The sequence below is a fragment of the uncultured Dechloromonas sp. genome (assembly GCF_945957265.1).
Lineage (GTDB): Bacteria > Pseudomonadota > Gammaproteobacteria > Burkholderiales > Rhodocyclaceae > Azonexus.
In genome coordinates this window covers 38,274-50,629 of sequence record NZ_CAMFKO010000018.1, presented here as the reverse complement: position 1 = coordinate 50,629, position 12,356 = coordinate 38,274, and the positions used below count along the sequence as shown (strand labels likewise).

Genomic DNA, 12,356 nt, shown 5'->3' with positions numbered 1-12,356 from the left:
CTGATGGGCACCGTGCTCGCGTTCGACTTTGGCGAAAAGCGCATCGGCGTCGCCACCGGCGAGACCTTGCTGGGCAGCGCCCATCCGTTGACCGTGATCCATGCCGAATCGAACGACGAGCGTTTTGCCGCCATCGGCAAGCTGATCGCCGAATGGCAGCCGGAGCAACTGGTGGTCGGCCTGCCCACCCACGCCGACGGCACGCCGCACGAAATGACGCGTCTCGCCGGCAAGTTCGGCGAACGTCTGGTCCGCCGCTTCAATTTGCCGGTTTCCTATGCCGACGAACGCCTGACCTCGCTCGATGCCGAAGCGCGCTTGCGCGAAACCGGCCGCAACAGCAAGACCGCCAAGCCGCTGCTCGATGCCGTGGCGGCGCAACTCATCCTCCAAACCTGGTTCGAAAGCCCGCAGCATGTCATCCCTACCCAACCCTCTGCCTGATGCCGAGGCCCAGTGTCGCCAGCTGGCCGACCTGATCCGTCCGCAACTGTCCAAGAACCCGGCGCTGGTCGGCATCTACAGCGGCGGCGCGTGGATTGCCGAACGCCTGAAGGAATTGCTCGGCCTGGCGGACGATATCGGCCTGATCGATGTTTCCTTCTACCGCGACGATTTCTCGGAGAAGGGCCTGCATCCGCAGTGCCGCCCGACCGTGATCCCGTTCGACGTCGAAGGCCGCCACATCATCCTGGTCGATGACGTGCTGTACACCGGCCGCACGACGCGCGCCGCGATCAACGAACTGTTCGACTACGGCCGTCCGGCCGCCGTCGAACTGGCCGTGCTGGCCGACCGCGGCGGCCGCGAGCTGCCGGTGGCGGCGACCTACGGAATCTGGGATGTCCCGCTCGGCGCCGGCCAGAACCTGGTCCTCGAGCGCAAGGATGGCGCACAACTCGCCTGGAGGCTGGAACATGTATAACCCGCAGTTGAACAAGGATGGCGAACTGGCCCACCTGCTCTCGATCGAGGGCCTGCCGCAACGCATCCTGACGCAGATTCTCGACACCGCCGCTTCCTTCATGGAAGTTTCGGCACGCGACGTGAAGAAGGTGCCGCTGCTGCGCGGCAAGAGCGTCTTCAACCTGTTCTTCGAGAACTCGACGCGTACCCGCACCACCTTCGAGATCGCCGCCAAGCGCCTGTCGGCCGACGTCATCAATCTCGACATCAACAAGTCGTCGACGGCCAAGGGCGAAACCCTGCTCGACACCATCGACAACCTGGTGGCCATGCACGCCAACCTGTTCGTCGTGCGCCACGCCTCGAGCGGCGCGCCCTTCCTGATCACCGAGCACCTGCGGCGCATCGGCCGCGACGACGTGCATGTGGTCAATGCCGGCGACGGGCGCCATGCCCACCCGACGCAGGGCCTGCTCGACATGTACACCATCCGCCACTACAAGAAGGACTTCACGCAGCTGCGCGTGGCCATCGTCGGCGACATCCTGCATTCGCGCGTCGCCCGTTCCGACATCCATGCGCTGACCACGCTGGGCGTTCCGGAAGTCCGCGCCATCGGCCCGGAAACCCTGCTGCCCAAGCATCTCGACAAGCTCGGCGTGCATGTCTTCCACGACATGAACGAAGGTCTCAAGGACTGCGACGTGATCATCATGCTGCGCCTGCAGAACGAACGGATGAACGGCGCGCTGCTGCCCTCGGCCGGCGAATACTTCCGCCACTACGGCCTGACGCCGCAGAAGCTGGCGCTGGCCAAGCCGGACGCCATCGTGATGCACCCGGGGCCGATGAACCGGGGCGTCGAGATCCATTCCGCCGTGGCCGACGGCGCGCAGGCCGTGATCCTGCCCCAGGTCACCTTCGGCATCGCGGTCCGCATGGCCGTCATGAGCATCGTCGCAGGGAACTGAAATGAACATCGAAATCAAGAACGGCCGCGTCATCGACCCGAAAAACGGCGTCGACCGCGGCGCCACCTCCCTGTTCGTCGCCGGGGGAAGCGTCGTCGGGCTGGGTGAAGCGCCGGCCGGCTTCGTCGCCGACCAGAGCATCGACGCCGCCGGCTGCGTGGTCTGTCCCGGCCTGATCGACCTCGGCGCCCGGCTGAACTCGATCGAGGCCGAACTGGCCGCCGCCGTGGCCGGCGGGGTGACCAGCGTCGTCGTGCCGCCCGACGCCGATCCGCCGCTCGACGAGCCGGAGCTGGCGGATCGCCTCGTCCATCGCGGCGAGGAAATCGGCAAGGCCCGCGTGCTGCCGCTCGGCGCGTTGACCCTGGGTCTCAACGGCGAGCGCCTGGCCGAACTGGCCGGCCTCAAGAAAGCCGGCTGCATCGCCTTCTCGCAGGCCAACCGGACGGTGGTCGACACCGAGGCCCTGCTCCGCGCCATGGAGTACGCGGCGACCTTCGGTTTTGCCGTCTGGCTGCAGCCGCAGGACTACTGGCTGTCGCGCAACGGCATCGCGCACGAAGGCGAGGTCGCCAGCCGTCTTGGCCTGGCCGGCATCCCGGTCGCCGCCGAGACCATCGCCATCGGCACCATCATCCAGCTGGTGCGGATCACCGGTTGCCGCGTGCACCTCACCCGTATCTCGTCGGCGGCCGGCATGCAGCTGGTGCATCGCGCCCAGCACGACAATCTGCCGATCACCTGCGATGTCGGCGTGCATCACCTGCTGCTCACCGAGAACGACATCGGCTACTTCAACACGCATGCCCGCTTTTCCCCGCCGCTGCGCACCCAGAACGACCGGCAGGCGCTCTCCGATGCCGTCGTGGCCGGCTGGGCGGCCGTCTGTTCCGACCACACGCCGGTCGGCGCCGACGACAAGCTGCTGCCTTTCGGCGAAGCCAAGCCCGGCGCCACCGGTCTCGAGGTCCTGCTACCGCTGACCCTGCGCTGGGCGGAAGCCGCCAAGGTCGATCTCTCCGCCGCATTGGCGCGCATCACCTCGGCGCCGGCCGAGGTTCTGGGTTTGAGCGCCGGCCACCTGGCCATCGGAGCCAGCGCCGACGTGTGCGTTTTCGATCCGGAGGCGACGTGGCAGCTGACCCCCGAATCCCTGAAGAGCCGCGGCAAGAACTCGCCCTGGCTGGGTTACATGATGACCGGCAAGGTCAAGGCCACGCTGGTTGGCGGACGGGTGGTTTATCGCGCCTGATCGCAGCGGGCGTTCCGGATGCAAAACGGCGGGATTCCCCGCCGTTTTGCATCTGAAGGGCCGTTCGTTTGCGGCAATCGGGCGGCCAAAAAAGAAAAACCCCACAAGGAATTAACTTTGTGGGGCAAAAAAGTTCTGGAAGAGACAAACTCAATTTCAAGCTTGCATCGCCCGATTATCCATATGAACCTGCCATGAAGCTGACGAGCAGGGCGGGCCGGATGCGGGGGAATCGTTCCGGGCTTAGGCTCGAGCCGCCAGTGCCTCGATGGCGGTGCGCTCGGCGCCCTTCACTTCCAGCACCTTGCGCCGCGAGCTGTGGCCGCTTTTCAGGCTGACGGCCGCTTTGGCCAGGCCCAGCGTCTCGGCAACGAATTTTTGCAGGGCCTCGTTGGCCTTGCCGTCGACCGGGGGGGCGGCGAGGCGGATTTTGAGCGCATCGCCGTGCAGCCCGGCGAATTCCGTCTTCTTCGCGCCGGGCTGGATGTGCAGGGTCAGGGTGATGCAGCCGTCGGCGGCGACCCGGAACCAGGCGCTCACAGGAACATCAGTGCCACCTGGAGCAGCAGGATGGCGATCAGCGGCGACAGGTCGATCCCCGAAATGGTGGGTACGATGCGGCGGATCGGATCGAGCATGGGGCGGGTGAGCTGATGGGCCGGCGCCGCCAGGGGCGAGTAGGGATTGATCCACGACAGCACGGCTTGCAGGATCAGCGCACCGATCAGGATGTAGACGGCAAGGCGGAGCAGGGCCTTGGCGGCGAACCAGAGGATCGTCAGGCCGAGGCTGCCGATGTCGTTGCCGATGGCCGGCCCGGCGAGGCCGACGAGGAGGCCGGAGAGCAGCAGCTGCACGGCGAGCGCGGCGACCAGGCTGGCCCAGTCGAAGCCGGCGAAGCCCGGGATGATGCCGCGTAGCGGCTTGACCGCCCAGTTGGTCAGCTTGACGACGAAATCGCCGATCTGCCCGGCGAAGGAGACGCGCATCGCCTGCATCATGAAGCGCAGCAGGAAGAGGGTGCAGAAGAAGCTGGCGACCGCATCGAGCAGAAAGGCGATGGCCTGCATCAGCCGGCTCCCAGGATCTTGCCGAGTTCCTGGCCGCGGGCCTCGGCGGCCTTGCAGCCGGCGACGATGCCTTCCTTGACGCCCTTCTCGGCCATGACCTTGAGCGCCGCCTCGGTGGTGCCGCCCTTGGAGGTAACGCGCTCGCGCAGGGTGGATGCCGGTTCGGTGGATTGGGCGGCCAGCGCGGCGGCGCCCTGCACTGTTTCGATGGCCAGCTGGCGACCCTGTTCCGGCGTGAAGCCGAGGTCGGCGGCGGCCTGCTGCAGGGCTTCGATGAACAGGAAGACGTAGGCCGGGCCGCTGCCGGAAATGGCGGTGACGCCATCGATCTGCGCTTCGTCGGCGATCCACACCGTGGTGCCGACGGCCTTGAGGACGCGGTCGGCGGCGGCGCGCTGGTCAGCGCTCACTTCCGGCAGGGCGCACAGCCCGGTGATGCCGGCGCCGATCAGGGCCGGCGTATTGGGCATGCAGCGGACGATCTGGCGATGGCCGCCGAGCCAGCGCGACAGCGCGGCCATGTCGAGGCCGGCGGCGATGCTGATGACCAGCGTGTTGCCGAGCTTGGCGACGAGCGGCGCGACGGCTTCCTTCATCTGCTGCGGCTTGACGGCCAGCACCAGGATGTCGGGGGCGGCCGGCACGCTGTCGGCGCTGGCGTGGCAGGTCACGCCGTAGCTGTCGGTCAGCCTGGCACGGGCTTCGGCGCCGAGGTCGATGACGTCGATGTCGGTGGCGGCGAAGCCCTGTTTCACCATGCCGCCGATCAGGGCGTTGGCCATGTTGCCGCCGCCGAGGAAAACGATTTTCATACGTAGTTTCTTTCACCAAAAATGGCCGTGCCGATGCGAACGATGGTCGCTCCTTCGGCAATGGCTGCTTCAAGATCGTGGGACATGCCCATGGAGAGTGTGTCGAGCGGCAGCCCGGCGGCCCGGATCCGCTCGCTGAGCTGGCGCAGTTGGCGGAATGGGGCGCGCTGGGCCAGCGGGTCGGCGACCGGCTCGGGGATGGCCATCAGGCCGCGCAGCTGCAAGCCGGGCAGCGCGGCGACGGCGCGGCAGAGCGCCAAGGCGTCGTCGGGCGAGCAGCCGCTCTTGCTGGCTTCGCCGGAGACATTGACCTGCACGCAGACCTGCAACGGAGGCAGATAGGTGGGACGTTGCGCCGACAGGCGTTCGGCGGTCTTCAGGCGTTCGATGGAATGCACCCAGTCGAAGTGCTCGGCGACCGGTTTGGTCTTGTTGCTCTGCAGCGGGCCGATGAAGTGCCATTCCAGGTGGCGCCCGGAGATCGAGGCGATCTTGTCGATGCCTTCCTGAACGTAGTTTTCACCGAAGGCACGCTGGCCCGCCTCGGCGGCATCGACGACGCAGGAAAGCGGCCAGGTCTTGCTCACCGCGAGCAGGCGAACGGCTTCCGGCGAACGGCCGACAGCCGCTGCTGCTTTGGAAATACGGGCCTGGACGGCTTGCAGGTTGTCGGCGATTGCGCTCATAATCCATTAGGAATTAACAACAATTCAAAGTATACACGCGCGCCGAGGACGATCCGCATGGACATCACCGAACTGCTGGCCTTCAGTGTCAAGAACAAGGCCTCCGACCTTCACCTGTCTTCCGGCCTACCGCCGATGATCCGCGTCCATGGCGACGTCCGTCGCATCAACCTGCCGGCCATGGAGCACAAGGATGTGCACGGCATGGTGTACGACATCATGAACGACGGCCAGCGCAAGGTGTATGAAGAGACGCTGGAGTGCGACTTCTCCTTCGAAATCCCCAACCTGGCGCGTTTCCGGGTCAATGCCTTCAACCAGCACCGGGGGGCCGGCGCGGTGTTCCGGACCATTCCGTCCAAGGTGCTGACGCTGGAAGAGCTCAATGCGCCGAAGATCTTCAAGGAGATCTGCGAGTATCCGCGCGGTATCGTGCTGGTCACCGGGCCGACCGGTTCGGGCAAGTCGACGACGCTGGCCGGCATGGTCAACCACATCAACGAAAACGACTACGGCCATATCCTGACCGTCGAGGACCCGATCGAGTTCGTGCACGAGGCCAAGAAGTGCCTGATCAACCAGCGCGAAGTCGGCCCGCACACGCTGTCCTTCGCCAACGCCCTGCGCTCGGCGCTGCGCGAAGATCCGGACGTCATCCTGGTCGGCGAAATGCGCGACCTGGAAACCATCCGCCTGGCGCTGACCGCCGCCGAGACCGGTCACCTGGTGTTCGGCACGCTGCACACCTCGTCCGCCGCCAAGACGGTGGACCGCGTGGTCGACGTCTTTCCGGCGGCCGAAAAGGAAATGGTCCGCGCCATGCTGTCCGAATCGCTGCGCGCGGTCATTTCTCAAACCCTGCTCAAGACCAAGGACGGCACCGGCCGCGTCGCGGCGCACGAGATCATGATCGGCACCCCGGCCATCCGCAACCTGATCCGCGAAAACAAGATCGCGCAGATGTACTCGGCCATCCAGACCGGCCAGAACTTCGGCATGCAGACGCTGGACCAGAACCTGATCGACCTGGTGCGGCGCAATATCGTGTCGAGCGCCGAGGCGCGCTTCCGCGCCGCCAACAAGGATTCCTTCCCGGCTTGATCCGGGGGCTTCAAAGAACAAACGAGGGGAAGGTATGGAACGCGACCAGGCAATGAAATTCATGCACGATCTTCTGCGCCTGATGGCACAGAAGAAAGGCTCCGATCTCTTCATCACCGCCGGTTTTCCGCCGGCGATCAAGATCGACGGCAAGATCACGCCGGTTTCCAACCAGGTGCTCACTTCGCAGCACACGGCCGAACTCGCCCGCTCGATCATGAACGACCGCCAGGCGGCGGAGTTCGAGGCGAGCAAGGAGTGCAACTTCGCCATCTCGCCGCAGGGGATCGGCCGTTTCCGGGTCAATGCGCTGGTCCAGCAGGGGCGCGTCGGCGTCGTCTGCCGGACGATCAACATGAGCATCCCGACGCTCGACGAGCTGCAGCTGCCGCCGGTGCTCAAGGACCTGGCGATGACCAAGCGCGGCCTGATCATCTTCGTCGGCGGCACCGGCACCGGCAAGACGACCTCGCTGGCGGCGCTGGTCGATTACCGCAACGAGAATTCGTACGGCCACATCATCACCATCGAGGACCCGATCGAATACGTGCACGACCACAAGAACTGCATCGTCACGCAGCGCGAGGTCGGCGTCGATACCGACGACTGGGGCCCGGCGCTGAAGAACACGCTGCGCCAGGCGCCGGATGTCATCCTGATGGGTGAAATCCGCGATCGCAACACCATGGACTACGCCATCGCCTTCGCCGAAACCGGCCACCTGGCGCTGGCCACGCTGCACGCCAACAGTTCCAACCAGGCCATCGACCGCATCATCAACTTCTTCCCGGAAGAGCGGCGCCAGCAACTGCTGATGGACCTGTCGCTGAACCTGCGCGCCATGGTCTCGCAGCGCCTGATTCCGAAGAAGGACGGCAAGGGCCGCGTCGCCGCCATCGAGGTGATGCTCAATTCCCCGCTGATCTCCGACCTGATCTTCAAGGGCGAAGTGCACGAGATCAAGGAGATCATGAAGAAGTCCCGCGAACTGGGCATGCAGACCTTCGACCAGGCGCTGTTCGACCTTTACGAGGCCGGCAAGATCACCTACGAGGATGCGCTGCGCAATGCCGATTCGCTGAACGACCTGCGCCTGCAGATCAAGCTGCACGGCAAGGAGTCGAAGGACCGCGACCTGACCACCGGGATCGGTCATCTCGATATCGTCTGATGCCATTGGGGAGAGTGCCGTGCGTCGTCTGATCAAAGTTGTATTCGCCCTGTCCGTGAGCCTTTCCGCCGCCCTGGCGCAAGCCGGCGCGCTCGACGCCATTTCCACCGGCGATGCCTCGGCGGGCGTCAAGGAGGCGCTGGGCAAGGGGGCCGACTACGCGGTTGCCTCGCTCGGCAAGAGCGGCGGCTTTCTCGGCAACGACAAGGTGAAGATTCCCTTGCCGGGCTACCTGCAAAAGGCCGATTCGGCGCTGCGCATGTTCGGGCTGGGCAAGCAGGCCGACCAGCTGGTCGAAACCATGAACCACGCCGCCGAGAACGCGGTGGCGGTGGCCAAGCCGGTGTTGGCCGATTCGATCAGGAAGATGAGCGTGCAGGACGCCAAGGGCATCCTGACCGGTGGCGACGACAGCGTGACGCAATACTTCAAGCGGACCTCGAGCGAGCAGCTGACGGCGAAGTTCATGCCTATCGTCAAGAAGGAAACCGGCAAGCTGCAGCTGGCCGAGCAGTACAACCAGTTTGCCGGCAAGGCGGCCGGTGCCGGCCTGGTCGACAAGAAGGACGCCGACATCGACAGCTATGTCACGCAGAAGGCGATGGATGGCCTGTTCCTGATGATCGCCGAGGAGGAGAGGAAGCTGCGGGCCAACCCGGTCGGGGCCGGGAGCGATCTGCTGAAGAAGGTTTTCGGCGCGCTTTGAGCCTCCCGGTGAAGCGCCCGGGCTAAAGCTTTGCTTGACGGTGTCGTAAATGGGGGTAGGAGGCCCCATGAAACTGCACCGTCTGTCCTCTACCACGCAGCGCATCTCGCAAGACTCGGTCGACCGCGTTCGCCAGGCCGCGGGCGAGGGTGTGCGCCGCGTCGAGATGATGGAGGGCATCGAGGGGGATCGGCAGCGCAGCCTGCGCCAGGAACTGGCTGAAATCGACCCGAATGCCATCGGCGAATTCAATGGCGGCGAACAACTCCTGCAGGAAGCGCGCGAGGTCGCCTCGCAGCTGGCGGAGCTCGGGGAGTCGTTCGAGTATCTGGTCAAATCCGGCGCCGTGCCCCGGAAGCTGTGCGGCGTGGATGACAAGGCCTGAGCGGAGGCGCCGCGCCGCAGGCCGGCGCGGCGAAATCACCGCGCCTTCCCGGCTGGGTTAGAATCCGGCTATTGTCTTCTGTCTGCCCCGCTCCGGCGGGGCTCTGTTTTTCCAGGAACCATGTCCGGCCTCAATCCCCAGCAGCGCGAAGCGATCCACTACCTCGACGGCCCCCTGCTGGTGCTGGCCGGGGCAGGCTCGGGCAAGACGCGGGTGATCACGCAGAAGATCGCCTACCTGGTCCAGGATTGCGGCTTCCAGCCGCGCAACATCGCCGCCATCACCTTCACCAACAAGGCGGCGAAGGAAATGCAGGAGCGCATCGGCAAGATCCTGTCGCCACCGCTGGCCAACCAGTTGCAGATTTCCACCTTCCATTCGCTCGGCGTGCGCATCCTGCGCGAGGAAGCCAAGGCGCTCGGCTACAAGCCGCGCTTTTCCATCTTCGATTCGGCCGACTGCGCGGGCATCCTGGCCGAGGCGGCCGGGACGGTGGACAAGGCCACGGTGCGCATCCTGCAGTCGCTGATCTCCAACTGGAAGAACGCGCTGGTCGCCCCGGAGGCGGCCCGTCATCTGGCCACCGACGAGCACCAGAAACTGGCCGCCCATGCCTACCTGAGCTACGAGGCGACGCTGAAGGCCTACCAGGCGGTCGATTTCGACGACCTGATCGGCCTGCCGGTCAAGCTGTTCAGCGAACATCCCGAGATTGCCGACAAGTGGCAGAACCGCCTGCGCTACCTGCTGGTCGACGAATACCAGGACACCAACGCCTGCCAGTACCAGTTGCTCAAGCTGCTGACCGGCATCCGCGCCCAGTTCACGGCGGTCGGCGACGACGACCAGGCGATCTACGGCTGGCGCGGCGCGGACATCGACAACCTGCGCAAGCTGCCGGCCGAATTCCCCAGCCTCAAGGTCATCAAGCTCGAACAGAACTACCGGTCGACGGTACGCATTCTGAAGGCGGCCAACAACGTCATCGCCAACAACGAGAAGCTGTTCGACAAGAAGCTGTGGTCCGAGCACGGCCACGGCGAGCAGATCAGCGTCACCGTCTGCCGCGACAACGACGCCGAGGCAGAGAGCGTGGTCATGAAGCTGCAGGCGCACCGTTTCGAGCACCGCAGCCAGTTCAAGGATTACGCCATCCTCTACCGCTCCAACCACCAGGCGCGGATTTTCGAGGAATACCTGCGCGACCATCGCATCCCCTACCTGCTGTCCGGCGGCAAGTCCTTCTTCGACAAGGCCGAGATCAAGGACATCATCGCCTACCTGCGCCTGCTCGCCAACGAGGACGATGACCCGGCCTTCATCCGCGCCGCCACCACGCCCAAGCGCGGCATCGGCGCGGCGACGCTGCAGGTGCTCGGCACCTATGCCGGGGAACGGCATGTGTCCTTGTTCGCCGCCGCCTTCGAGGAAGGCTTCGCGCACCGCGTCGCACCGCGCCAGCTCGAGCCGCTGCTCGAGTTCTGCCAGTTCATCAACCGCATGCAGGAACGCGCCGGGCGCGAAGCGGCCCACCTCGTGCTGCCCGATCTGCTCAAGGCCATCGACTACGAAACCTTCCTCTACGACCATGAGGAAGAGCGCGCGGCGCAGACGCGCTGGGCCAACGTCTGCGAATTCGCCAACTGGATCAACAAGAAGGGCGAGCTCGACGGCAAGACGCTGATTGAGCTGACCCAGAGCATCGCCCTGATCAACATGCTCGACAAGCAGAACGACGAGGAGGTCGATGCCGTCCAGCTGTCGACCCTGCATGCCTCCAAGGGCCTCGAGTATCCGCACGTCTTCCTGGTCGGCGTCGAGGAAGGCATCCTGCCGCACCGCGAATCGACCGAGCCGAGCAAGATCGAGGAGGAGCGCCGCCTGATGTACGTCGGCATCACCCGCGCCCAGCGCACCCTGAATATTTCCTACTGCGAGCGGCGCAAGCAGGCGCGCGAATTCATTCCCTGCGAACCGTCGCGCTTCATCGACGAAATGGGCCGCGACGACGTGCGCTTTGCCGGCGGCAAGGATGCCAAGCCGGTGGACAAGGTGACCGGCAGCGCCCGGCTCGACGCCATGAAGGCCATGCTCGCCGGAAACAAGCGCTAACCGCCCGGTAACGCTGCGTTACAACGGGTTACTTTCCTCCTGACATCCGGGCTGCAACGGCCCGCGTTATTCGGCACAAGGCAGCGCAATCTTGCAAAGCCGGATCAACGACCGAACAAACAACATCAGGAGAATCAAAATGATCAAGCAACTCATCGCCCTCGCCATCGCCGCTTCCTTCGGTATCGCCCACGCCGCTGACGTCAAGCCGGCCGTCGCCGAGGTGAAGGCCGCCGCCGCCCCGACCGCCGCCGTCGTCAAGACGGAAGCGCCGAAAGTGGCCGAAGCCGTGAAGTCCGCGGAAGCCAAGCCGGCCGCCGCTGCCCCGGAAATGAAGAAGGAAGAAGCGAAGCCGGCGGCCGCACCGGTCAAGAAGGCGAAGAAGCATGCCAAGAAGGCCGCCGCCCAGCCGGCCCCGGCTGCCGCCGCTGCCGAACCGGCCAAGAAGTAAGGATTGCTGCACCAAGCCGGGCGCGGTCCTCCAAAAGCCGCGCCGGACAGGGCGCCCAAGCGGGCGCCCTTTTTAACGTCCACGAAAAAGGGAGGCCGCAGCCTCCCTGGTCGCGATGCGGACAGCGCTTACTTGGCCTTGCCCATCACGTATTCGACGACGTTCTTGATTTCGACGTCGGACAGCGTGGCGCCACCCTTCGGCGGCATGGCGTTCTTGCCGTTGGTCACGCTCTTGATCAGCGCATCCTTGCCCTGGGCAAGGCGCGGCGCCCAGGCGCCCTTGTCGTCGATCTTCGGCGCGCCGGCGGCACCGGAGTTGTGGCAGGCGCCGCAAACCGAGTTGTAGATGGTGGCGCCATCGCGCGGGCCGCTGGCAGCGGCAGCTTCGGCCTTGGCCAACTCGAACTTGGCGACCGGCTGGATGCGAACGTCGGATTCGTCGGTGCCCTTGGCTGCATCGGCGGCCGAGTTGAAGGTTCTGTTGGTGAGCGGGTAGATGATGGCGATCAGAACAACCGCGATGCCGATCGTTTTCCACATCATGCTCTTGGAAGAATATTGTTCAGCCATGCCGAAGACCCCAGTGCGTTAGATATAAAACCTCGATTATAACGGCCCGGCGTAGCTGAGCAAAAAAAACCCCGCCAGCGGCGGGGTATAAATTTCTCGAAAGGGGGAATTTCGAGAGGAGGGGTTCAATGCACAATTGCATTCTAGGGTGGCAGCTACGT

General features: G+C 65.0%; 15 protein-coding genes. 10 read left to right on the top strand and 5 right to left on the bottom strand.

The genetic code is table 11. From position 1 onward, the window contains the following. Positions 1-3 precede the first annotated feature (3 nt). Genes ruvX through Q0P59_RS11230 form a run of 4 tightly spaced genes read left to right on the top strand, consistent with a single transcriptional unit; the run spans position 4 to position 3,129 of the window. A complete protein-coding gene (ruvX, locus tag Q0P59_RS11245; protein WP_295006557.1) occupies positions 4-444 on the top strand; it encodes a Holliday junction resolvase RuvX in 441 nt (146 codons plus the stop codon). Next, positions 416-925: a bifunctional pyr operon transcriptional regulator/uracil phosphoribosyltransferase PyrR gene (gene pyrR, locus Q0P59_RS11240; protein ID WP_295006556.1), complete on the top strand. Its 510-nt coding sequence runs from the start codon at positions 416-418 to the stop codon at positions 923-925. The genes ruvX and pyrR overlap by 29 nt, the downstream gene beginning before the upstream one ends. Then, complete coding sequence (locus Q0P59_RS11235; RefSeq protein ID WP_295006555.1) at positions 918-1,877, top strand: aspartate carbamoyltransferase catalytic subunit; 960 nt, start codon at positions 918-920, stop codon at positions 1,875-1,877. The genes pyrR and Q0P59_RS11235 overlap by 8 nt, the downstream gene beginning before the upstream one ends. Before the next feature lies 1 nt (position 1,878). Further along, positions 1,879-3,129 (top strand): dihydroorotase, encoded by a 1,251-nt coding sequence (locus tag Q0P59_RS11230; protein ID WP_295006554.1) that lies wholly within the window; start codon positions 1,879-1,881, stop codon positions 3,127-3,129. Between the two features lie 243 nt (positions 3,130-3,372). On the opposite strand, the gene Q0P59_RS11225 is transcribed toward Q0P59_RS11230, so the two are convergent. Genes Q0P59_RS11225 through Q0P59_RS11210 form a run of 4 tightly spaced genes read right to left on the bottom strand, consistent with a single transcriptional unit; the run spans position 3,373 to position 5,697 of the window. Then, positions 3,373-3,669 (bottom strand): DUF167 domain-containing protein, encoded by a 297-nt coding sequence (locus Q0P59_RS11225; RefSeq protein ID WP_295006553.1) that lies wholly within the window; start codon positions 3,667-3,669, stop codon positions 3,373-3,375. Beyond that, complete coding sequence (locus Q0P59_RS11220) at positions 3,666-4,199, bottom strand: YggT family protein (RefSeq protein WP_295006552.1); 534 nt, start codon at positions 4,197-4,199, stop codon at positions 3,666-3,668. The genes Q0P59_RS11225 and Q0P59_RS11220 overlap by 4 nt, the downstream gene beginning before the upstream one ends. Further along, the gene (gene proC / locus Q0P59_RS11215) at positions 4,199-5,011 is read right to left on the bottom strand and encodes a pyrroline-5-carboxylate reductase (protein ID WP_295006551.1); all 813 of its coding nucleotides are present in this window, start codon (positions 5,009-5,011) and stop codon (positions 4,199-4,201) included. Before proC ends, Q0P59_RS11220 begins: the two co-directional genes overlap by 1 nt. After that, entirely contained in the window at positions 5,008-5,697 is a 690-nt protein-coding gene (locus Q0P59_RS11210) for a YggS family pyridoxal phosphate-dependent enzyme (protein ID WP_295006550.1), read from the bottom strand. The genes proC and Q0P59_RS11210 overlap by 4 nt, the downstream gene beginning before the upstream one ends. Positions 5,698-5,754: 57 nt before the next feature. On the opposite strand from Q0P59_RS11210, the gene Q0P59_RS11205 reads away from it, so the two are divergent. From Q0P59_RS11205 to Q0P59_RS11180, 6 genes are all read left to right on the top strand, one after another. Further along, positions 5,755-6,798, top strand: a complete 1,044-nt coding sequence (locus tag Q0P59_RS11205; RefSeq protein WP_295006549.1) for a type IV pilus twitching motility protein PilT — start codon at positions 5,755-5,757, stop codon at positions 6,796-6,798. A 34-nt stretch (positions 6,799-6,832) separates the two neighbouring features. Further along, a complete protein-coding gene (locus Q0P59_RS11200; RefSeq protein WP_295006548.1) occupies positions 6,833-7,969 on the top strand; it encodes a PilT/PilU family type 4a pilus ATPase in 1,137 nt (378 codons plus the stop codon). A 19-nt stretch (positions 7,970-7,988) separates the two neighbouring features. Further along, positions 7,989-8,675, top strand: a complete 687-nt coding sequence (locus Q0P59_RS11195; protein WP_295006547.1) for a DUF4197 domain-containing protein — start codon at positions 7,989-7,991, stop codon at positions 8,673-8,675. Between the two features lie 67 nt (positions 8,676-8,742). After that, positions 8,743-9,060, top strand: coding sequence for a hypothetical protein (locus Q0P59_RS11190; RefSeq protein ID WP_295006546.1), 318 nt, complete (start codon positions 8,743-8,745; stop codon positions 9,058-9,060). A 120-nt stretch (positions 9,061-9,180) separates the two neighbouring features. Further along, positions 9,181-11,172 (top strand): UvrD-helicase domain-containing protein, encoded by a 1,992-nt coding sequence (locus Q0P59_RS11185; protein WP_295006545.1) that lies wholly within the window; start codon positions 9,181-9,183, stop codon positions 11,170-11,172. Between the two features lie 139 nt (positions 11,173-11,311). Next, positions 11,312-11,623 carry a hypothetical protein gene (locus Q0P59_RS11180; protein WP_295006544.1) on the top strand — a complete coding sequence of 104 codons (312 nt, stop codon included), beginning with the start codon at positions 11,312-11,314 and terminating at the stop codon, positions 11,621-11,623. Between the two features lie 128 nt (positions 11,624-11,751). On the opposite strand, the gene Q0P59_RS11175 is transcribed toward Q0P59_RS11180, so the two are convergent. After that, positions 11,752-12,195, bottom strand: coding sequence for a c-type cytochrome (locus tag Q0P59_RS11175; RefSeq protein WP_295006543.1), 444 nt, complete (start codon positions 12,193-12,195; stop codon positions 11,752-11,754). Positions 12,196-12,356: the final 161 nt, after the last annotated feature.

Excerpts from the sequence above, each read along its gene's own strand:
- ruvX (WP_295006557.1), top strand. The coding sequence starts at position 4 with ATGGGCACCGTGCTCGCGTTCGACTTTGGCGAAAAGCGCATCGGCGTC.
- pyrR (WP_295006556.1), top strand. The coding sequence starts at position 416 with ATGTCATCCCTACCCAACCCTCTGCCTGATGCCGAGGCCCAGTGTCGC.
- Q0P59_RS11235 (WP_295006555.1), top strand. The coding sequence starts at position 918 with ATGTATAACCCGCAGTTGAACAAGGATGGCGAACTGGCCCACCTGCTC.
- Q0P59_RS11230 (WP_295006554.1), top strand. The coding sequence starts at position 1,879 with ATGAACATCGAAATCAAGAACGGCCGCGTCATCGACCCGAAAAACGGC.
- Q0P59_RS11220 (WP_295006552.1), bottom strand. The coding sequence starts at position 4,199 with ATGCAGGCCATCGCCTTTCTGCTCGATGCGGTCGCCAGCTTCTTCTGC.
- proC (WP_295006551.1), bottom strand. The coding sequence starts at position 5,011 with ATGAAAATCGTTTTCCTCGGCGGCGGCAACATGGCCAACGCCCTGATC.
- Q0P59_RS11210 (WP_295006550.1), bottom strand. The coding sequence starts at position 5,697 with ATGAGCGCAATCGCCGACAACCTGCAAGCCGTCCAGGCCCGTATTTCC.
- Q0P59_RS11205 (WP_295006549.1), top strand. The coding sequence starts at position 5,755 with ATGGACATCACCGAACTGCTGGCCTTCAGTGTCAAGAACAAGGCCTCC.
- Q0P59_RS11200 (WP_295006548.1), top strand. The coding sequence starts at position 6,833 with ATGGAACGCGACCAGGCAATGAAATTCATGCACGATCTTCTGCGCCTG.
- Q0P59_RS11190 (WP_295006546.1), top strand. The coding sequence starts at position 8,743 with ATGAAACTGCACCGTCTGTCCTCTACCACGCAGCGCATCTCGCAAGAC.
- Q0P59_RS11185 (WP_295006545.1), top strand. The coding sequence starts at position 9,181 with ATGTCCGGCCTCAATCCCCAGCAGCGCGAAGCGATCCACTACCTCGAC.
- Q0P59_RS11180 (WP_295006544.1), top strand. The coding sequence starts at position 11,312 with ATGATCAAGCAACTCATCGCCCTCGCCATCGCCGCTTCCTTCGGTATC.
- Q0P59_RS11175 (WP_295006543.1), bottom strand. The coding sequence starts at position 12,195 with ATGGCTGAACAATATTCTTCCAAGAGCATGATGTGGAAAACGATCGGC.